This is a genomic window from Vibrio comitans (assembly GCA_024346835.1).
GTDB lineage: Bacteria > Pseudomonadota > Gammaproteobacteria > Enterobacterales > Vibrionaceae > Vibrio > Vibrio comitans.
In genome coordinates this window covers 346,871-368,629 of the sequence record AP024867.1, presented here as the reverse complement: position 1 = coordinate 368,629, position 21,759 = coordinate 346,871, and the positions used below count along the sequence as shown (strand labels likewise).

Below are 21,759 nucleotides of genomic sequence, written 5' to 3'. Positions count from 1 at the left end.
ATTACACGGAAATTAAATAAAAAATGAATAAAAAGTTATTAGCAGTGGCAATTGCGCTTGGAGTCGTTGGATGTAATGGCTCTGATTCCGATACTCAAGATAGACCCATTAAAACGGAGCTGAAGCTGTCGATTGCTCATATTAATGACACACACTCTTCTTTTGATGAAGTTAAATCTAGTTTTGTAAATGATTACTTATTAAACGGTCAACCTGTATATACATCGTTTGGCGGACACCCACGACTTCTAGAAGCGGCGAACGTATATAGAGAACAAGCTGAAACAGAAAATCAAAGCATGTTGTTCCTTCACGGTGGTGACGCATGGCAGGGCAGCGCTTACTTCAAGATAAACAAAGGTAAGATGAATGCTGATATCCTGAGCCAAATGGGTCTAGATGCAATGGCTATGGGTAATCATGAGTTTGATTTGGACAATCAGACACTAGCGGAATTTCTAAACGCTGTTAATTTCCCTGTCCTTGGTGCAAATATGGATGTATCGGCAGATGCTGATCTAAGTGGTGCAAACAACCTCTTACCATACACTCTATTTGCATTTGATGGTTTCGAAAAAGAGCAAGTAACCCTGGAAACGATGCCATACGATCGCCCGATCGTTGCCGTTGTAGGCATGGTTCTAGAGGATATGCCAAGTATCTCTCCAGAAACGGGTGATGTTCAGTTCATGGGTGAAATCGAGACCGCTCAAAAGGTTGTTAACGAGCTTCAAGAGCACGGTATCGACAAGATTGTACTACTTACTCACCTAGGTCTATCTAGAGATGTCCGAATTGCAGAGAATGTAGATGGCATTGATGTGATCGTTGGTGGTCACTCTCATACCCTTATGGGTGACTTTACTAACCTAGGAATGGGTGATAACGCAGAATACGCTCAGATCGTCACCACACCAAATGGTGGCGAGACTTGTATTGTACAAGCAGGTGAAAAAGCTCAAGCTATCGGTCATGCGAATGTTCATTTTGATGAAAATGGTCATATCACTAGCTGTGAAGGCGGCAACACTCTGCTTTCTTCTGACACTTTCTACGATAATAATCTACGTGATGACGATTCGTTACTGACTTCTTCAGATCAACAGCAAGTTGAATCATTTATTAGTCAGGAAAAGAACATTGAGATTACAGCAGAAGATGAGCAGCTAAGATCTCATATCGACGAAGTGTATAAGCCAGAACTTGAAGAAGCTTATGGAGAAAACATCTCCTACTTGCCTGAAGATATTGTGCATGAACGTCGTCCAAATGATGGTGGTACGGATGAGCACGGCTCTGGTGTTGCTCCAATTGTTGCTGAGGGTTGGTTAAACTGGGCAAATAGCGATGCTGTTATTGATGTGCTGCCATACAGCCACGTAGACATCGCGCTTGTTGGTGCTGGTGGCGTGCGTAATACTCTTGAGTTTGGTGATTTACGTGAGGGGCATATTTCTTTAGAGCTTTTACCATTCTCTAACTATATGTCAGTGCTACAAGTTAAAGGCAGTGTAATCAAAGATCTACTGAATAGCACAATCACAACAAGTCTTGATGATAGTGAGCACATGGGTAAATTCCCGTACACTGCTGGTTTGAGATATGTCTTTAATGAAGATGTTATTCATACATCTGGTAGCTTTGAAGTTCTAGACGTTTTAGATACAGAAGGGAACTGGGTAGCGTTAGATGAGAGTGCGACTTATACCATTACAACGACTAACTACAATGCTAATGGTAATGATGAATGGACAGCACTGTATGAGGCGCAATCAGCCTCAGCGGACCGCTATGACATTGTTATCAAAGAGAATGTGGCCGATATTTATCCTGTTGTTCGTGTAGAGAAAAATGGCGATTCACTAAAAGCTATCTATTCTGATAATGAACCAGATTGCGATGATTCAACGATATCATGTAATACAGATGCTCTATCGGTAATTGATTACATTGCGCAAGAGCACCCAGTTCTTGAAAAGCTTGAGAACCCAACTGTAACTCTGAACCTGCTAGACAGATAAAACGTCTGCATTATGAGTTCTAATTGAACCGGCTAAATGTTGTTTAGCCGGTTTTTTTGTGCTCAAGTTTTGCAGATCAAATGCCTTTGGCAAATTAGTGAAGCTTGCATTTTGTGCTAATCACGAAACCTGAGTTTCGATATAGATATTGGCACGATATTGAACTAGGCGCTGAGTATGTGGTTGTGACTAACGACTTAATTGCTCAATGCGGAGATCGGCATGATTTGCTTGTTCCTATGTATGAGAATGAAAGTGAAATGCATGTTCGAAGCTGTATTCCTCTGAATCCGTAACGCTTTTGAACAAATGGCCGGCTAATCTATAGATTAAAGTGATTACTTGTTAAATCAGCTCTTAAATACCAGATGTAGTTTTCGAAAACACGGCTGAAATGTCTAATTCTGTCGTTTTTAAATTGCTTGTCTTATAGGCCCTTTCTAGTGCTTCCTTCATTGCAACATGCTTCTGATAGATATCAAAAATAAGAAATGCTGTTGGATTATCGAGCTTGTCGGTTTCTAAATACTTGCTGATCTGTGCTGCTTCCCAACTATCAAGGTTCGCATTATCTAAATTGATCAGCATTAAGTTGTTTTTGAAGTTTCTGCATAAACGCTTTTGGTGCTTTTTGGCGAGATAGTGAGTTAAAGGCTTGGCGTCTAGAGGAAGCTTATGCATGTTGTCTAGGTTCTTACCGAAGTATTTTGTGTAGGTATACACTGAAATGATTAAGGTGCAAATTACGGATAAGAACTGATTGTCTTCAAAAAATCCCAGGAGAAAAAAGGGTGAGGCGAGCATTATCGATACTGATATTAGATTCGTTAGCAAATCTAGATTAAGAATGAACTTGAGAGTTTTGATATCTTGCTTTACTGCTTTACTGCTTTGATATTTGAGTTGGGCATAGTCCACATTCCGATAATTAGCTGATGTTTACTACTGTAATCTTTTGCCCAAAGATTAAAGCTCGTAACTTTTCTATCTAGTACATGTAATTTTCCTAGTAAGGTTTGACTTTCTCATCCTTCTGCAAATTCTTTACTCTTTGAGTAATCAAAGGTTTCAAATTTGTCGCTAAGACTGATTTTTACTCATTAATACCTTTAAATACAGATAGTTATATTGATGGTTCAAAGGTGAATCTTCTGAGTCATGCTCTTTATATTCTTTATCGGAATGACATAGAAGTGTTTGGATTATTACCTTTCTAGATTGCCCCTTACTATCTTCTGCCCACATATAAATGCAGTTGGTAGAGGTAAAAGTGCAAGGAAAAACACAAACACGTGTTGGTATAGTCTTAGGTATAGGGATTATTATCACTGGAGCATTCGCTCTGCATCAGGATATCTTTTTGAGGCTATTGCTAGGTCTTGGCTTAGGTGTTGCGCTAACCAAAGGATCTATCGGTTTTGCTGGAAGTGTAAACCGCGCTTACCGCCGAGGCTCTACTCAACTTATCCAAACCCTGATGCTGATGTTTGTTGTCACCGCTGTTATTAATGCAGGCCTTCTTTTAGGCGGTGGTATTGAACAATATTCGCTGTGGATCAACCCAATAAATCTTGGCTTAATCGTTGGCGGCCTTATGTTTGGTTTTGGTATGACGTTATCGAGTTGCTGCGCCTCTGGCGTGATGGTTGAGATGGTGAGTGACGTACCACGAGCATTGGTCACTTTATTGATGTTTGGTATTGGTGTGTTTATCGGTTTCCCAATTCAGGCTTTATCTCCTTTGGTAACTGAGACATTGGTTTCTACTTCGTCTTTCGAGGGTAAAGGTGTATTCCTTCCGGATCTGTTCGCATGGGGACCTCTAAACGGTTATTTGATGTCTGTGTTGGTGACTATCACCTTTGCAACTCTAACTATCTACATTGCTCGTCGCTATGAAGCACATCGTAAACAAAACGGTACTTATCTGGGTGTTGATGGTGAGAAGGCTCGGGAGAATATAGAGAAGTCTGATTCACCGCTAGCTCTGTTTAGTGGTCTTTGGAGTATGAACTTTACCGCCATCGTAATTGCGGTGATCTTCGGCATCATGATGGCAACTACTTCAGCGGGTTGGGGGGCTTCAACACCATTTGGTCTATGGTTTGGTAAGCTTTTGATTTCGATAGGCATTGAATCAAGCTCAGTTGCATCATTTACTCATCGCCCAGAAACGTTATTCACTCTACCTTTCTTTGAGCACGGTGTATCGGTGCAGAATCTTGGTATTTTGCTCGGCACCTTGGTAGCTGTTGTCTGGCTAGGTAAATGGACTTCACCATTTAACGCTCAATATTCAGCCAAGCAGTATGCGCTATTTTCTCTAGGTGGCCTTCTAATGGGCGTGGGCACGCGCTTTGCCAATGGTTGTAATGTTGGTGCGCTTTATACTCCAATTGCTAATTTTTCGCTTTCAGGCTGGGTTTTCTTTGGTGCCTTGGTAGTTGGAGGGATTTTAGGCAATCAGTTTGCCAGAAAAGTTAAGCTCATCGACGCTGCACCTTTGGCTAAACCAGTAATACAGTAGCTGTGACTATATAGATTTGAGGGAGCCAATGGCTCCCTTTTTCGTTCCAAACATGAAACCTTCAGTTGTAACTATTGCACACGCAATCGTTTACCTGTATTTTCTCGCCTCTGAAATCTTTACATACATTTTGATAAATAATCCTATTATTCGAAATGTTTTCGAGAAAATTAAGGAAATAGCATGTCCGAGAGTACATCAACTGCAACGGGTAGTTGGCTTGATAGGTTCTTTTTGATAACACAGCGTGGCAGTAATGTACGTCGTGAAGTGGTCGCGGGTTTAACCACCTTCTTGGCAATGGTTTATTCTGTGATTGTTGTACCAAGCATGCTTGGTGCTGCAGGCTTTGACCAAAACTCTGTATTTATCGCTACCTGTTTAGTTGCCGCATTTGGCTCTTTATTGATGGGCCTTTGGGCAAACCTTCCAATGGCAATTGGTTGTGCAATTTCACTGACAGCCTTTACTGCTTTCAGCTTAGTGCTAGGGCAGGGCATTTCTATTCCTGTTGCGCTAGGCGCGGTATTCCTTATGGGTGTGATTTTCACGGCCATTACGGTAACAGGTGTTCGTCAGTGGATCTTAACCAATCTTCCAGCAGGCATTGCGCACGGTACAGGTATTGGTATCGGTTTATTCTTGCTTCTGATCGCCGCAAGTGGTGTTGGCCTAGTCATCAAAAACCCTTTTGATGGCTTGCCGGTTACTTTAGGTGAGTTCACGTCTTTCCCTGTGATTATGTCGATGCTGGGTTTGGCTGCTATTTTTGGTCTAGAGAAGCGCCAAGTTCCAGGTGGCATCTTACTAGTTATCATTGCGATCTCTATATTTGGCTTGATCTTTGATCCTTCAGTTCAATACCAAGGCTTCTTCGCACTGCCTAGCATTGGTGGCGAAAACTCTTTGTTTGGCACCATGGATATCATGGGGGCGCTGAACCCTATCGTATTGCCTAGTGTTTTAGCCTTGGTAATGACAGCTATCTTTGATGCAACAGGTACAATTCGCGCTGTTGCAGGACAAGCTAATCTTCTTGATAAAGATGGCAACATCATCGATGGCGGCAAAGCACTAACCTCAGATTCAGTTTCAAGTATTGTCTCTGGTGCTGTCGGCGGCGCTCCAGCTGCGGTTTACATCGAATCTGCTGCAGGCACAGCTGCTGGTGGTAAAACAGGTCTAACCGCTGTAGTTGTAGGTGTGCTTTTCTTGTTCCTACTTTTCTTAGCACCAATTAGCTATCTAGTGCCTGCTTATGCAACAGCTCCAGCCTTAATGTACGTAGGTCTTCTGATGCTAGGTAATGTTCGTAAGCTCGATTTTGATGACTCTGTTGATGCGTTAGCAGGCCTTGTTTGTGCCGTGTTTATCGTACTGACTGGCAACATCGTGACCGGCATTATGCTTGGTTTCCTATGTTTGGTGGTAGGTCGCGTATTTGCTGGTGAATGGAAGAAGTTAAACCTAGGTATTGTGTTGATCACCATCGTTTTGGTGGTCTTCTATGCAGGTGGTTGGGCTATCTAAATTCCGCCATTTAACCTATTTCTCTAATACCCAGCTTTGGCTGGGTATTTTTTTGTCTAGCAGATCTTTAGTTGGAATTATCTTTTATGGGATAGATTGAAATTTTCTGCTGATTCATCATTTCTATATTAAGGTCAATGAAGATTCAAAAGGAGTGATTGTGATGGTAAAGAGCTTGATTCGTTTAATGGGCGTGCTTGTTGTAGCGCTTATGCTGACTCGACCTGCATTAGCTGTTGAGCCGGTGTATAGCGATTTCTTTGGTAAGGCTATTGGGGGATATGACTCTGTCGCTTATTTTTCCGAGGGCAAACCGGTAGAAGGAAGCAAGCAATTTAAACACCAATGGAATGATGCGACATGGTATTTTTCTTCAGATGAAAATCGCGCTGCCTTTATTGAAAATCCTGAGAAATACGCACCTCAATACGGTGGATATTGTGCGTGGGCTGTAAGCCAAGGCTACACTGCCAAAATAGATCCGAATGCTTGGTATATTTATGAAGGCAAGCTCTATCTAAATTACAACAAATCTATACAAGCCAAGTGGCAAAAAGACATCCCCAACAACGTAACTAAAGCCGATACCAACTGGCCAAATTTGCTAGCCAATTAAAGTAAAGCAATGATTTACTGACTAAATCATTGCTCACCTTTTTCAGTTCATGACCTTTTGGCGTGGAACATAGGCTGATTACGTTTGTCCGCATTAGACCAGAAGTTGATATTGAATTGAGCATCGTCAGACATTTCAATTCGATGCCAATACTGTGGTGGGCTGGTTGCAAACTGCCCCGCATTAATAGTGACCTTTAGCTCTGGCTCTGTGGCTGCTTCGTTGGCAAAGCCAAAATAGGTCACGCTACCTTCCATAACACAAAGCTGTCCAAATACTTCTGCTGCCGTATTGTGATGAGTTAACAATGCTTGAGGGACGTTGTCTTTAGTAAAGAATGGAGTAGAGCGTTGAATTGTCCAGCCTGGGGGAATTCTTAAATGACTCATAGTGTTCACCTGTGTTTTATATGATTAATTTTGAAAGTGTTGGATGCTTATGACACAGTCGAGCAGTACGACCGTACCTCATTGAGACGGTTAAGCAGGCGCTTAAGGAATGATTGTCTATATTGTCTTTGAGCTACTGCATCGCATGTACTCGCATTGCAATGCAACTCTTCAATGAAAGCCTCTTCGGTTCGGTTTTCCAAAAACATCTGATACATGCGCTTCTCTTGTCAAAATGATTTATTCAATGATGTCTTAGATATAGCAAGTGCCATGCCAGAAAAATAATTCACATAGTTTCAATGGTTTAACTTAAATGGTTAAAAGATGTTGTCGTATGGACAATCGTTCTTGTTATCAATAATACAAATCGTTATCATTTGGATACTCCGGTGAGAGCTTGAGGCAGATAAAGTGAGAGGGTGTGTCTAATGATTGATTAAGATTCCTATTCTTTCTCGCCTCTTTGTAAAACAAGCTCTAATCTAAAAGAATCAAGTAGTTAACAGAGTAGCGAATATGAGCCGAAAAAAACCAACACCAAAGCGCGTTACGGTAGTCAGTTCTGAACAGATATCCCCAAATATGCAAAGGATTCGATTGAAAGGTGAGGCGTTGGCCGTGTTTCCTGAGGACTGTGAGGGCAGCTATATCAAGTTCTTGTTCGATTCCGAAGGCAACACGATTGAGGCTATGGTGGAAGGGCAAAGACCGGTTATGCGAACCTATACCATACGTCGCTTCTTTGCTGACGAAAGTACCATTGAGGTCGATTTTGTTCGCCATATTACCCATGATTTACAGTGTGGTTTTGCTGCTCGTTGGGCTGATTCTGCCAAGGTCGGCGATGAAATCAGTATCATGGGACCAGGGCCGATTGCTGATATCAACTTAGAGGCGGACTGGTTTTTCATGGTAGCGGATATGACAGGTCTTCCTGCATTATCAGCAAAGGCGCGTACGCTTCCTTCTGATGCTAAAGGCTATGCTGTTATTCAGGTTTTAGAAGCTGATGATATCCAATCCATTGACCTTCCTTCGAATATGCAAGCGCTATGGATCCATGCAGGAGATTCATTGCACGAACATGCGCAAGCTCAGACATGGCTTGATGGAAACCCATTTGTTTGGGTCGCGAGTGACTTCGACTCTATGCGAGAGCTGCGACAGTACTTCAGAAATGATAGAGAAGTCGACAAGCAAGATATCTACATCAGTAGTTACTGGAAGCAAGGCGTCTCAGAAGATGGGCATAAAGCTATCAAGAAGCAAGATGCAGAAGAGAGCGGCTTCTAAACTGTTCTGGTAAGAACACAAAAGCCCTGTCTCGGAACACCGAGTACAGGGCTTAGTTTTATGAGACGATTAAGTTCTACTTTCCAGAGTAATAAACAATCACCGCATCATCATCTAAGGTTCTAGAGAACCCATATCCACGCTCTTGTTCTATGTCTTGATGCACTCCGCCGCCAATAGCAGGGTGACGCTGACGGAATTGGCCTAGTGTTTGCCAATGTGCAAGAAGTGCTTGTCGCTCAGCGTCGAGCTTCCAATCCATATCCGAGCGTGTACCTTGATGGAAGTCGTCCGCATATGGGCCGATGTCGCGTGCCACTTCATCACCGTAGTAGATCTGAATAGCGCCCGGAGAGAGTAACAAGGCATTGGCCGCGTTACGTTGCATCTCGAAAGACTTAAATCGAGCAAAGAACAACTCTGTATCATGTGAAGACATATAACTCACAGGGGTATAGCCTGGGTTGTCTTGGATTTCTACGCTGTAGTTGGAGTAAGTCTTGCGCATATCAGAGAAACAAACAGCACCACGATCTAACTGCTTTTGCATATCGAAGTTAATCAACGCATCAAAGCCTTCATCAGCATATGGCGAGCGATACGCAGAGTGTGCCCAAACCTCACCCATCATCCAAAAAGGCTCTTGAGGTCTGTTGTTCTCTTTTTGCCACTGGGCTAGGTTCTCACTGGCCTTCGCCTTAAGATCTAACCATACATCACCCTCAACGTGTTTTACTGTATCGACGCGAAATGCATCAATGCCAAAGCGTTTCACCCAATCAGTTTGCCACTCGACTAAATAGTCGGCTACACGATAGTCGTCTTTTTTAATCACTCTTGTGCCTGGATTATCTAACAACCATTGTGGCGGAGTGACGGCTTTATCCGATTCCGTTTTAAAGTCGGGTAGTCCAGCCAGTGTTAGAGTTTTATCACTGCTTCCAGGACTGTCATAACCGGGTAATCCAGAACGCACCCAATCTGCTCCCCACCATTGCGACCAGTTTTCACTTTTGTAATCGACAAAATCATGGGAGGAGTGCCAGTTTTTCCCTGCAGCAGGCTTCCATTGTGTTAGGTCTTTGTCTTCGGCGTCAGGGGAAAGTACTTGCAGGTTGTCGTGCTGAATATCAGCAAGCGTCGCGTAGCCAGGGTGGTTAATAACCGCATCAAGCATCACCTTAATACCGCGCTTATGGGCTTCGGTGACCAGTGTTTTTAGATCTTCATCGTTGCCGAAGTTTTGATCAATCTTAGTAAAGTCTCGCGCCCAGTAACCGTGGTAAGCATAGAAGGGGAATGAGCCTTTATCGCCACCGCCAACAAAGCCATGCACCTGCTCAACAATCGGTGATAGCCATATCGCGTCTGTTCCTAGAGATTGAATATAATCTAACTTTTCGATGACGCCTTTGAGATCACCCCCATGGAAGGTGCCGATTTCTTGCTTACCATCTTTAAGGCGGCCGTAGCTGTGATCGTTGCTCTGCTCTCCGTTATTGAATCTATCGACCATAACAAAGTAAATATTGGCATTGCGCCAGTCCAGTGCGTTATCGGCCTTAGGTTGGGTAGCCACTTTTTCGATGAGCATGACAGCGCCAGTTTCTCGAGTGGGATTAAAAGTGACGGTGCCATTTTTCACGGTCGCTGTTTGCCCGCTAAAGGTCTCTTTGAGCTCAGTTCCATCTGCAAAGGTGCCCGCAACGTTGATTACCGCAGGCATGTCGGTGTAGGTTTCACAGCCGACCTTAGGTAGTGGTCGAACGAACTCCTTCTTGGTGGACTTTTTAGGCTGACGCTTTATGGATAGTGTTTGCTTTTGATCATCATAAGCGATGGCATAGTCACCAGAAAAACGTATCTTAATTGGCAGTTCGGTTTCTGTATTACAGTTCAAACCAAGAGGAGTATTAAAGCGAATACGTTGCTCTAGTGGCGCTACACACTCACCCTCAATGCCTGTGACTTTAAATACGTAACTGTCTTTATTGAGAGTGACAATTAAAGGCTCGCTCGCATTTAATGGGTAATCTCTGGCGGTGGTTGTGGTGGCGATAGAGACATTTGGATCTGCATACGCAACGCTGCTTGAGAGAGTGATGGCTGATAATACAGCACAGCAAGCTAGGCTTTTTTTCATGGTCATTAATACTCAATCCCTGATTAACTGATTGCGCTTAGAATGACGAAGGCTAAGATTTAGCTCAATTAAAGAGACTGGATTTTGTAGGCGAGATCATCAACTGCGCAAAGGTTGAGGCTGTTTGAGGGATTATTTGCGCTTCATTTTTTGCTATAGTATCCCTCCACTTATGCTACCTAGTTCACATCTATGCGTCTGTTTCGGTTATTCTTTTTGGCTAGTTTTTCCTTATTGGCTTGGCCGTTACTTGCAGCGACCAGTCCCACTTGGTACTACCCTTTTATTTCTGCGCAATACCCATCTTGGAGTGTGACGGATTTTCGTCAGTCGGGTGAGTGGTTTGATTGTGCAGAAGACGATAAACCACTGTTTTGCAAAGATTCAGTGAAGATTCACCATACCCCAATGTATGCTGAGATAACCTTTGATCATGCACTAGAGCCTGTTTTAGATTTACATGGAGAGTTTAGTCTTTCCTATTTTAATAATTTGCAACTAGGGCTTCGGCAAGATGGCTTTCAATTGATTAAAGTCGTGATTGATGACGTGACACTTGATGTTGAATTGGCGCTGATCAATAAATCAGAAACTGAGGTAGATAGAGAGGTGTTGCACCTGATTAACCGTTACCCCGCAACTCAACCTAGAGAACTTTATTGGCGAAGCGCAGATCAGAAGCGCTATGCGCTCTGGCGTAGTGATAAAGACGTCATCCAAATTACCTACACGCAATAAGGTGTGCAGAGACTCACACTTTGTCATTTAATCGGGCGAATTGAAAACTCAGTAATTGAGCCTAACTAGGTCTGCGAATAGGATGGGCAACAAAGGTCTTCGGACTCAACTTACCTCTTGGAGTTTTTCATGGTACAGAAAGTATCTATAGCCCCTCAAGGGCCAAACCTATCTGAACTTGTTCAAGGTTATTGGCGTGTTGGCGATTGGGGAATGACTCCTCAACAGCGCTTTGATTTCTTGAAGCAACACATAGACCTAGGTGTCACGACTGTTGACCATGCGGATATCTATGGCAACTATGAGTGTGAGCGCTTGTTTGGAGAGGCTCTAGCCTTAGATAAAAGCGTTCGTCAGCAGATTGAGATAGTAACCAAGTGCAATATTATGCTTTGTGGTGATAAGACACCTGAGCGAAAGGTTAATCACTACAACTCTTCCAAGCAGCATATCGTTGCTTCTGTTGAGAACTCACTGCGTAATTTGCAAGTGGATAACATCGATGTGTTGCTACTGCACCGTGCTGATGCATTGATGGATGCAGATGAAGTGGCTGACGCATTTGCTGATCTTAAGGCATCGGGAAAGGTTTCACATTTTGGTGTGTCTAACTTTACGCCTCGCGGTTTTGAATTACTGCAATCTCGCTTAGATGCACCGCTGGTGACCAATCAGGTTGAGATCAATCCTTTAAACTTTGATGTGACTGACGATGGCACTTTAGATCTGATGCAAACACTGCGCACACGTCCAATGGCATGGTCTTGCCTTGGCGGAGGTAGCATTTTTAACGGCACGAGTGAGCAAGCGGTGCGAGTGAGAGACGAGCTGAATGCTCTGAAGGACGAGTTGGGTGCAAGTAGCATCGATCAGGTTATCTATGCTTGGGTTCGTAAGTTGCCTTCCAAGCCATTGGCAATTATTGGCTCGGGTAAAATTGAGCGTGTTGAATCCGCGGTGAAGTCTCTTGAACTGACAATGACTAATGAGCAGTGGTATCGAGTCTGGATTGCTTCTAAAGGCCATGGTGTGCCATAGACCAATTCGAACTGCAAATCTAAGGCCACGCTTCTGCGTGGTCTTTTTTTGCTTATGAGTAATTTGAACGCAAAGCTAGCGCATTGTGAAAGGCTAAATAATACTGAAGGTTAAAGATCCAAGTGCCTTTGGTTGGGTATAAATAGCAATAAGATATGAGCTAGGAGTAAAACACCTGATGCAACAGTTGAGCAGTATCATTACGCACAAGTCAAAGTGGCTGAAAACTCTCATCGTGAGTGCATTGTTGCTAACACTGACAGCATGCACTGCCAAGCTTATGTACCGCAATTTAGACTGGGCCGTTTTAGAATTCATTGAAGACTATGTCAGTTTGGATGGCGATCAAGAGGAAATACTTGAACTTCAACTGAAGCAGTTCGCCCAATGGCACAAAACAGAAGAGCTTCCCCGCTATGAAGTGCAACTGCAATCTCTTTACGATGTAGATTTGTCAGCCATCGATGAACAGTTCCTAGTAGAACAGCATCAGATGTTTCGCACACATATAAAGCGCCTTGCCAATGAGATAACACCGGAGCTCTATTCGCTGTCTCGCTCTATGTCAAAACAGCAAATCGATGAGTTTTTGCAGAATCTAACAGATCAACATGAAGAGTATTCTGAAAAATATTCTCAAATGAGTGAGCGAGAGGCGAGAGCCCGCTACAAGGAGAGAATTGAGAAAAATTTGCGTAGATGGTTGGGAACTTTATCGATCGAACAAAAAAACATCGCTTATCAGTGGTCAACGAGCATTGAGCGAACACACCAAGATTGGGCTATCTATCGGATTGAAACACGAGACCGAATAAAGACTATGTTTGCTCGAAGGGATGACCCGTTTTTTTATCAAAACGAGTTAACAACCCTTGTAAATAATCCCGAGCAGGGCTATTCGAACGAGCTATCTGAAAAATTAAAACGCAATAGAGCGTTAGCTAATCAAAGCATTTTGGCCATACTCTCAACCGTTTCTAATGAGCAGAAACAGCACTTCAAGCAAGAGGTGGGAGACTGGTTAGAATTGGTTCAAGAGCTACAATCTGACTAAATCTAAAACCTAAAAACGTGCTGTTTTTGTTTTTTTAGGTTTTCCACTCTAAAATTTCGTGCCTATTTCTAAATTGCACAATAATCGAAACAATTGGTTACATATCACTAGTTAAGGTCATTGATTTTCACGAATACACTGCATGACTATTCATCTGTTTGATATGTACAAATGCTGTTCTATATCGAAAAGATTATTGATTTAGAAAAAGGTTGTTCAATGAAAAAATCTTTACTGGCGGTGAGCTTAGCAAGCACTTTAATTCTAGTGGGTTGTGGAGAGTCTCAGAAGCCACAACAAGCAGGAATGGCGCCTACTGTTGTCGTCGAACCGGTCACTGTTGTTTCACACCAACCAAGCAAGGCTTATGTTGGTCGAGTTGAAGCAGTAGAGGATGTCGATATCACTGCGCAAGTGACGGGCTATCTAAAAGAGCGTCATTTTAAAGAAGGCCAAATAGTAGAGAAGGGACAACTACTTTATACGATCGAACCTTCATCTTTCGAAGCTCAAGTAGCGAGTGCTAAAGCCTCTGTCGCGCAAGCTACGGCGAACCTAAAGCGCGCGGAGAATGATTACCAGCGTGCGAAGAACTTGCTTCCTAAAGGCAACATTTCGCAGTCTGAATATGATGCTCGTCAGGCTGAACAATTAGGTGCTTCGGCATTATTAGAAGCCGCGAAGGCTCAGCTTTTATTAGCTGAAGTAAACCTGTCTTACACCAAAATCACAGCACCATTTACTGGCCGTATTTCGGATACAAAAGTCAGCATTGGTGATTTGCTTTCTACATCATCAGGTACTTTAACCACTTTGGTAAGCCTTGACCCAGTGCACGCTTCTTTCCAATTGAGTGAAAGAGAGCGTTTGCAATTTGGGTTTGATAAGTACGAAGGTGACGGCGAATCAAACAATGGCGAAGTAGAAGTTAGCCTGAACCTAGAAAATGGTCAGCAACACCCAGAGAAAGGGGTATTGGACTTTGTTGGTAACCGCATTGATCTAACCACTGGTACTTTGGCTGTTCGTGCTTCTGTGCCAAATAGTGGTCACACGCTTTTACCTGGTCAACACATCAATGTTGTTATTGCTTCGACGCAAAGCCAGCCAGCAGTAGTTATCCCGCGCCGTGCGGTACAAACCGACATCGCGGGTGACTTTGTCATGCTAGCAACCGATGGCAACATTGCAGAAAGACGTAATGTTGAGCTGGGCGTACAAACGCCGGACGGTGTTATCGTTAAGACGGGTCTAGGCGAGAACGACAAAGTTATTGTTGGCGGATTGCAGCGTGTGCGTAATGGATTGGCTGTGCAAATAGCAGAAGCTAAACCAGAAGCTGCGGAGTAAGAGCATGCTGAGTCGATTTTTTATCCAGCGCCCTAAGTTTGCGCTGGTTATCTCTATCATCCTAACACTGGCAGGTGCAATTTCACTTGCGGTGTTACCGGTGTCTGAATACCCAAGAATTAGCCCTCCATCGGTGAGCGTTACCGCTTATTACACCGGTGCAAGTGCTGAAACCGTTGAACAAGCGATTGCCGACCCTATAGAAACCTCGGTCAATGGTGTAGAAGGCATGATTTATATGTCTTCAAAGAGTGCTAACGATGGTTCGTACAACCTAAACGTAACGTTTGAGGTGGGTACCGATCCTGATATGGCACAGGTGAACGTGCAAAACCGTGTTACCCAAATCGAATCGAAACTTCCTCCAGAAGTACGTTCGGTTGGTGTGACCGTTAAGAAGCGTTCTCCAGATATGTTGATGGTTCTAAACTTCTACTCGCCGGAAGGCCAGTATGATGACCAGTTCTTGATCAACTACATTAACCTAAACGTTAAAGACCAGTTGGCGCGTGTCAAAGGTATCAGTGAGGTTAACGTAATTGGTGGTGGTGAATTCTCAATGCGAGTCTGGCTAGACCCAGAGAAACTCGCAAGCCTAGGTTTAACCACCTCTGATGTCTATGCAGCACTGTCTGAACAAAACATTCAGGTAGCAGCGGGTAAGGTTGGGGCACCACCTTATGAAGCGGCAACGGATGTAACCTTCAACTTGGTGACAAAAGGTCGTCTAGAAAGCGTCGAAGAGTTTGAAAATGTCATGCTTCGCGCTAATCAAGATGGCTCAGCGGTCTACTTGAAAGATGTTGCACGTGTTGAGCTTGGTAAGAAGTTCTACGATGGTTCGGGCCAATTCCGTAGCCAAGATGCCTCTATCGTTATCTTGAATCTTCAATCTGATGCTAACGCTCTAGAGAGTGGTGGTTTGGTAATGGAGATGCTCGACAACATGAGCACTAATTTCCCTGAGGGAATGGCTTATGAGACTAGCTACGACACCACGATCTTTGTTGAAGAATCGATCAAGGGGGTTGTAAAAACTCTTGTCGAAGCGATTTTGTTGGTAATTGCGGTAACGTATTTGTTCTTAGGTAGCGCTCGCGCCACCTTAATTCCTGTTGTTGCGATCCCTGTATCTCTTATCGGTACGTTTGCGGTTATGCAGATAACCGGTTTTACCATCAACACAGTAACGTTATTTGGTCTGATACTTGCCATTGGTATTGTAGTAGATGATGCGATCTTGGTTATCGAGAACGTTGATACTACGATGCGTAAAGACCCATCTCTAACGCCGCGCAAGGCTACCTTGATGGCGATGAAAGAGGTAACCGGCCCGATTGTTACCTCTACCCTAGTATTGCTCGCGGTGTTCTTGCCAGTAGCTATGTTGCCAGGTATCACCGGGATTATGTATCGTCAGTTCGCATTGACTATCTGTATCTCGGTTGTGATTTCGTCAATCAACGCATTGACGCTTTCTCCAGCGCTATGTTCGTTGGTACTAAGACAAGGTGGTGGCAACACGTCTAGTTGGTTCAAGGCCTTTAATAATGGCCTTGATAAAGTGACCGCTGGGTATGGTCGTCTAGCTGGGTTCTTGGTTAAGAAGGCGATCTTACTGGTTGTATTCTTCCTAGCTGCGGTTGCTGCGGTGATGTACTTCGGTAAAAACACCTCAACAGCATTCGTACCTCAAGAAGATAAAGGTATCTTGTTAGTCAACGTACAGCTTCCAGACTCAGCTTCACTTTCGCGTACGGAAGCCGTGACCGAAGAATTGGTTAACATGATTGAGCAAGAACCAGGAGTAGAAGGTATCACTGCCGCTACTGGCTATGCATTTATGACTGGTGCTGCAGCATCCAATGGTGCCTCGCTGTTTATCAAGTTGAAAACGTGGGATGAGCGCGCTGCACTCGATGGAGAGCACTCTTCTTTTGCTATCTCTAATCGTATCAATGGCATTGCTGCAAGCCAGATCCCTGATGCTGTTGTCTTCGCGATGGGGCCTCCAGCGGTTCCTGGTATGGGTTCAGCTTCTGGTTTTGAGTTCGTGTTAGAGGATACTTTAGGTCGTAGCCGCACTGACTTGGCACAATTGATGAACGATGTGATTCAAGAAGCCAATAGTCAGCCTGAGATTGCTTATACCTTTAGTACATTCCGTGCCAATGTACCGCACTACTACGTAGATATTGATCGTGAAAAAGCGAAGCAACTTGGCATTTCATTGACGGATATTTTCCAAACCTTGCAAGGTAACTTAGGCTCCATTTACGTGAATGATTTCACTATGTTGGGCAAAAACTTCAGGGTAACCATGCAAGCGGATAGCGAATACCGCTCATCTATGGATGATCTTGGTCGTTTCTTTGTAAGAAGTAACCAAGGAACCATGGTGCCATTGAGCACTCTGATCTCTCACGAGCAAGTGTTTGAGCCTGATGTAGCGTGGCGTTACAACATGTACCGCTCTGCGGTAATTCAAGGCCAACCTGCACCTGGTTTCTCCAGTGGTGATGCTATTGCTGCAATGGAACGAGTCGCAGAAGAAATGTTGCCTCAAGGCTACCAGTACGAGTGGACCGGTATGGCCTACCAAGAGAAACTGGCAGGTAATCAGGCCATCTACGCATTTGCTTTGGCTCTGATCTTTATCTACCTATTCATGGTGGCACAGTACGAGAGTTGGACGATCCCGATTGCGATCATCCTAGTGGTACCTATTGCAACCTTAGGTTCCTTCTTAGCGCTGAACTTAGCTGGAATACCTCTAAACTTGTATGCGCAAATAGGTTTGGTTCTACTCATAGCGCTCGCCGCGAAGAACGCTATCTTGATTGTGGAATTTGCGAAAAACGAGCGTGAACAGAATGAGCTAGAGATTGATAAAGCAGCCGTTATGGGTGGTATCCTTCGCTTTAGAGCGGTGAACATGACTTCTTGGTCATTCATCCTAGGTATCTTCCCGCTAGTATTTGCGGCAGGTGCCGGTCACATCAGCCAGAACTCGCTGGGTATTTCCCTAGTGGGTGGTCTACTGTGTGTACTTCTAGCTGGTACGTTGTTGATTCCGGGTTTCTACGCATTAATTCAGAAACTGCGTGAGAAAGCACACGGTGGTAGCACCAAGCTTGTCGATTTAGACGATGATTAATTGGAAAGCTTGAACTAGCAAATAATGAAAGAGCCACATCAATGATGTGGCTCTTTTTTATTACATTCGATCAAGAATAGTAATAGATTGAACGAATCTAGTGCCTTATAGCCAAAAGAGGAAAAATGGAATTTATCGTATTTGAAGAGTCTGATTATGCTCAGCTGATCGATTGGATTGACTCTAAGGAACTGAATTATTTATGGGGTGGTCCTGCCTATGAATACCCTCTTTCACACAGTCAAATTAAGCGACATTGCGCTCAAGAATCCGTGTTTCCTTTTCTTGCAAGGCACGAAGGCCAGAGTGTCGGTTTTATCGAACTATACAGGGCTTCACCGTCAGAGTTTCGAGTGTGTAGGGTGTTCATAGCAAGTGAATTTCGTGGACTAGGTTTGGCTCAAGAAATGGTGCGGTTAGCGACCGAAAAAGCGCACGTCGAGTTCAATGCCAATCTGCTAACGCTGAATGTATTTAGCCATAATGGCTCAGCGATAAAGTGCTATGAAAATCTTGGATTTGTAACCACTTCAACTCAAGTGGGAGACCGAGAGTTTGAAGAGAAGGTTTGGGAATTGAGTACAATGGAAAAACGGTTATAACAAAGTATTGAAGAGCGAGTTAGGACTACTTCAATAATGTCCAAAATGAATGGGTGCTATTACTCAGCAATGAACCCCAGTGCTCGCTTTGAGATATCTGTAGCCATCGACCGCAGAGAAACACTAGGCACCACTCCCAATTACGAGTGATGCTCAGTCAGTTTCAATTTCGCAGTTTTATGCGACGCAATGGTGATAGTCGTTACTGTTGGTTACCTATGTGTCATTACTACATAGGAACTACGGTCCATTTCATTAGCTTCGGCTCCACTTCGTCACACTGAGCTAGTTCAAGTGGTCGTTTTACCCACGGCCCCGCCTTTTGCGTTTCTGTTGTAATAGCCAAGCAGTAGCTCGTATCCGCTTTAAGTCTAAATGTTTGATCTTCTTCGGAATAAACAAAGCCCTGGTGCTTTGCATCACTACACTCTAGTAGTGCTAGTTCGCTTTTTCCTGTTGCCAAAAGACCCTGCATACACAGTCCCTCAAAGGCATACGATTGGATCTGATTTGTTTCACTGTTGTACTCAAATCTCACATCATGCCCTGAATGGTCTCGTGGAGAGCCTTCTTCTGGTTTAGGTTTACAGGTATGAGTCTGCAACAACTCTGAGTGACCTTTACCATAAGTATCAATACAGAAACCATAACCGTTAGGCTCATCCAAATTATCACTTAACACAATGTAAGGTGGTGCTGTAGGTACATTGGGTTCGGCTGCCATGAGGATTGAAGGTGTAAGGATCAAGCTAGAAGCGACAAAAAGCTTGGTCATATTGATGGATTTCATATCTATTTCCTTTTAATGATAATGGCTACTGGTTAAAACTGTTTGTGAATTCCATAATTCGAGCGGCGTTGCCACCTTTATCGCTGCGACCGATTCGAGACACACTACGAATATCAATGCGGCTTTCGTTACTGATTGGTGTGATCTCAACAACCACATCGTCCATAAAGCCAAAGAAGGCAGTTTGAGCCGTTGCTTCAAAGCGCAATGCCTCTGGATCTTCTGCAACAATTTCCCACCCCTTGTCTTTCGCTATATCTAGAGCTTTTGTGTACGCATCTTGGGCTGAAAGGCTAGATTGAATCGGCTTGATATATGGATAGGCATTTTTCTGTATCGCCGCAACTTCTTCGCCGGCATAAACCAAAGAGTTTTTAGCACCTGGGCGGGTATCATCCAGTACTAAAAAGGCAGGTGGATTAGTTGTGTTAGTTGTAATGTCATGGATTGCAGGCGCACGCTTCGCTGGTTGGATGATGCCGTGGATCATCGGCGCAATGAGGCCAAGTCCTATCAATGTCGCGATTAAAGATTTGAGCGTTCCAATACGGTTACGAGTTACGATTTGGGAGATAAGCCCTAGCGAGCTAAAGCCAAGCACAGATAGGCCAATTGGGTTGAGGTAACTCCTAATTTATCCAAAGCCAACGATGGGATCCCATAAACCTAAACGGGCACCAAAAATCATCACAGCAACCACTAGCACAGCGGTAAAGGCGATGATTAATAATAATGTTCCAACACGAGATGTACGGCTGTTCGTCATTTTCTATCCTTTTAAAGTTACGAGCGATTAATAATGAGCCGCTCCTAGGCCCACCATTTCTCCATTCTGTGTCTAAGCGATTAAACGTAATGTTGTCAGGGTTAAAACTAAGATACCCATATGCAGTGAACCTGATATAGGCCGCTAATCTTCGGCTTGTTTACTACATCTAATAATAATTAGGTCCAAAGGCAATCTTATGAGCTAGAAAGAGGCGCCTGATTTCTAACAGTAAGTGCGACACTCATAGAGGTAAAACTGTATACAAAGATAGCAGTTGTGTGGTTAAGGCTGGGTTAAGGCGCGGGGGAGTTACGCTATTAACTGAACGCGCAGTTAAAACAGTAAACGTGGCTTACATAAAGTAGGTAGTTCAGTATCTTCAATGCTTACTTAGTAAAGTTGCTGCTAATGCTTGAGACCTCTTTTTGGTTTGCGAAACATATTGCGCCACAGTTTTTCCGCATTGCTGTCCATACGGTTAAACACAAGATCTCTGAACGCAACTACGCGAGATGCGATCATTTTTCTATCTGTCCACACCAAATATGCAGTGCCTTTTGGGCATTCAACCCCAGGTAACACAGACACTAGCTTATTTTGCAAAGTAAGCTGTTCCAGCACTATTTTTGGCATTAAACAAATTCCAGCCCCTTCTATTGCCGCTTCAATATTCAACCTCAAGCTATTAACCGAGTATTTAGGCTTAATCGGAATTTTGATGGTTTCCGAGTTCTCTTTTAGCAACCAGTATGGGAAGTTATTTCCAGCTAGAACGCTGTGTTTGAGTAAATCCCTTGCAACCTCTGGTGTCCCTCTGTTCATCAAATAGGTTTTCGAGGCCGCCAACGCTAATTCAGTTTCAAATAGCTGACGTTGCACTAAGTGAGAGGCTGTAGCAGGCATAGTAACAATAGCCAGGTCGATTTGCTCTGAAATGAATGTATCAGCATCAGAAGCGAAATGAACATGAATATTCACCTTGGGATGTTCTGCCATGAACTCTAATGCAAGTGCTTGTAAGAAAAAATCCGCAAATGGCTCTGGACATGAAATATGGATATCTCCTGTCAACTCTCCTTGCGCATTAGAGAGGCTTTGCCATTGCTGTTCAAGTCCATTAAATAGACCTGAAAATTTGTTGTAAATTTCTTCACCTGCATTGGTAAGTTGAAAGTTTTTGGAATCACGGTGAAGCAGTTTCTCGCTCAAATGTTTCTCAAGGTTAGCGACTGAACGAGAAACTGTGGGGGCTGAGGTATTGGCTTTAACGCTTGCTGCAGCAAACCCGCCACATTCAACAGAGAGACAAAACCAATATAGGTTGGTCATATTTTTGGTACTGATCATCGTCGGTTACTTTTCTATTTAATGAGTACATAAATGTACTTTTAAAGTTCAATATTGTCTATTTTTGAATCTTTAAATTGTACTTATACTCCCTCCATCAAATCGCCATATGGCTACAAATACTGGATGGAAAAAGCATGAAAAAATTCGACCGCAAGTTTCAATACCCACTTATGGCATCTATGGTACTGCCTACGATGCTACTTGGTATGACGGCCATTATGGCCTTTCGCAACCTGCCCAATGGTGTGGACTTTTTTGCTGCATGGGGTGTGGCCATAGTGCAAGTTGTGCCTTCTGCATTATTGTTACTTGCTGTCGTTGCTCCGCTTGTCCGCTTGTTTGTCACTAAAGCGCTTCTTAAGCCTGAACAAGCGTAATTAACTTGTGAA

General features: G+C 43.6%; 17 protein-coding genes and 1 pseudogene. 12 read left to right on the top strand and 6 right to left on the bottom strand.

What is annotated here, in order from left to right:
- The first annotated feature begins 23 nt into the window (after positions 1–23).
- A complete protein-coding gene (locus OCU46_RS15480; RefSeq protein WP_141271878.1) occupies positions 24–2,021 on the top strand; it encodes a bifunctional metallophosphatase/5'-nucleotidase in 1,998 nt (665 codons plus the stop codon).
- A gap of 357 nt (positions 2,022–2,378) precedes the next feature.
- Here the strand turns inward: OCU46_RS15480 and OCU46_RS15475 are convergent, their stop codons facing one another.
- Positions 2,379–2,702, bottom strand: a complete 324-nt coding sequence (locus OCU46_RS15475; protein WP_141271879.1) for a hypothetical protein — start codon at positions 2,700–2,702, stop codon at positions 2,379–2,381.
- A gap of 589 nt (positions 2,703–3,291) precedes the next feature.
- Here OCU46_RS15475 and OCU46_RS15470 point away from each other — a divergent pair.
- From OCU46_RS15470 to OCU46_RS15460, 3 genes are all read left to right on the top strand, one after another.
- Positions 3,292–4,548 carry a YeeE/YedE family protein gene (locus OCU46_RS15470; RefSeq protein ID WP_141271880.1) on the top strand — a complete coding sequence of 419 codons (1,257 nt, stop codon included), beginning with the start codon at positions 3,292–3,294 and terminating at the stop codon, positions 4,546–4,548.
- 183 nt (positions 4,549–4,731) lie between these two features.
- Complete coding sequence (locus OCU46_RS15465) at positions 4,732–6,078, top strand: NCS2 family permease (protein ID WP_141271881.1); 1,347 nt, start codon at positions 4,732–4,734, stop codon at positions 6,076–6,078.
- 163 nt (positions 6,079–6,241) lie between these two features.
- Positions 6,242–6,694: a YHS domain-containing (seleno)protein gene (locus tag OCU46_RS15460; RefSeq protein WP_208733556.1), complete on the top strand. Its 453-nt coding sequence runs from the start codon at positions 6,242–6,244 to the stop codon at positions 6,692–6,694.
- Between the two features lie 47 nt (positions 6,695–6,741).
- Here OCU46_RS15460 and OCU46_RS15455 read toward each other — a convergent pair whose 3' ends face one another.
- Positions 6,742–7,083: a TehB family protein gene (locus OCU46_RS15455; protein ID WP_141271883.1), complete on the bottom strand. Its 342-nt coding sequence runs from the start codon at positions 7,081–7,083 to the stop codon at positions 6,742–6,744.
- Between the two features lie 519 nt (positions 7,084–7,602).
- On the opposite strand from OCU46_RS15455, the gene OCU46_RS15450 reads away from it, so the two are divergent.
- A complete protein-coding gene (locus tag OCU46_RS15450; protein WP_141271884.1) occupies positions 7,603–8,379 on the top strand; it encodes a siderophore-interacting protein in 777 nt (258 codons plus the stop codon).
- Between the two features lie 76 nt (positions 8,380–8,455).
- Here OCU46_RS15450 and OCU46_RS15445 read toward each other — a convergent pair whose 3' ends face one another.
- Positions 8,456–10,522 (bottom strand): alpha-amylase, encoded by a 2,067-nt coding sequence (locus OCU46_RS15445; RefSeq protein ID WP_208733557.1) that lies wholly within the window; start codon positions 10,520–10,522, stop codon positions 8,456–8,458.
- A 216-nt stretch (positions 10,523–10,738) separates the two neighbouring features.
- Here OCU46_RS15445 and OCU46_RS15440 point away from each other — a divergent pair, with 216 nt between their 5' ends.
- From OCU46_RS15440 to OCU46_RS15415, 6 genes are all read left to right on the top strand, one after another.
- The gene (locus OCU46_RS15440; protein ID WP_244311424.1) at positions 10,739–11,260 is read left to right on the top strand and encodes a hypothetical protein; all 522 of its coding nucleotides are present in this window, start codon (positions 10,739–10,741) and stop codon (positions 11,258–11,260) included.
- Between the two features lie 129 nt (positions 11,261–11,389).
- The gene (locus tag OCU46_RS15435) at positions 11,390–12,298 is read left to right on the top strand and encodes an aldo/keto reductase (RefSeq protein WP_141271887.1); all 909 of its coding nucleotides are present in this window, start codon (positions 11,390–11,392) and stop codon (positions 12,296–12,298) included.
- Positions 12,299–12,476: 178 nt separating this feature from the next.
- On the top strand, positions 12,477–13,352 hold the full coding sequence (locus tag OCU46_RS15430) for a DUF6279 family lipoprotein (protein WP_141271888.1): 876 nt from the start codon (positions 12,477–12,479) through the stop codon (positions 13,350–13,352).
- 219 nt (positions 13,353–13,571) lie between these two features.
- Positions 13,572–14,702, top strand: a complete 1,131-nt coding sequence (locus OCU46_RS15425) for an efflux RND transporter periplasmic adaptor subunit (protein ID WP_208733553.1) — start codon at positions 13,572–13,574, stop codon at positions 14,700–14,702.
- Positions 14,703–14,706: 4 nt separating this feature from the next.
- Complete coding sequence (locus OCU46_RS15420; RefSeq protein ID WP_141271890.1) at positions 14,707–17,859, top strand: efflux RND transporter permease subunit; 3,153 nt, start codon at positions 14,707–14,709, stop codon at positions 17,857–17,859.
- 125 nt (positions 17,860–17,984) lie between these two features.
- A complete protein-coding gene (locus OCU46_RS15415) occupies positions 17,985–18,461 on the top strand; it encodes a GNAT family N-acetyltransferase (protein WP_141271891.1) in 477 nt (158 codons plus the stop codon).
- 229 nt (positions 18,462–18,690) lie between these two features.
- On the opposite strand, the gene OCU46_RS15410 is transcribed toward OCU46_RS15415, so the two are convergent.
- From OCU46_RS15410 to OCU46_RS15395, 3 genes and pseudogenes are all read right to left on the bottom strand, one after another.
- On the bottom strand, positions 18,691–19,251 hold the full coding sequence (locus OCU46_RS15410; RefSeq protein WP_141271892.1) for a hypothetical protein: 561 nt from the start codon (positions 19,249–19,251) through the stop codon (positions 18,691–18,693).
- A gap of 25 nt (positions 19,252–19,276) precedes the next feature.
- Positions 19,277–20,017: pseudogene (locus OCU46_RS15405) on the bottom strand (DUF1499 domain-containing protein).
- A gap of 408 nt (positions 20,018–20,425) precedes the next feature.
- On the bottom strand, positions 20,426–21,367 hold the full coding sequence (locus OCU46_RS15395) for a LysR family transcriptional regulator (RefSeq protein WP_141271893.1): 942 nt from the start codon (positions 21,365–21,367) through the stop codon (positions 20,426–20,428).
- A 137-nt stretch (positions 21,368–21,504) separates the two neighbouring features.
- Between OCU46_RS15395 and OCU46_RS15390 the strand changes: the two genes are divergently transcribed.
- Positions 21,505–21,747: a DUF2798 domain-containing protein gene (locus tag OCU46_RS15390; RefSeq protein WP_141271894.1), complete on the top strand. Its 243-nt coding sequence runs from the start codon at positions 21,505–21,507 to the stop codon at positions 21,745–21,747.
- Positions 21,748–21,759: the final 12 nt, after the last annotated feature.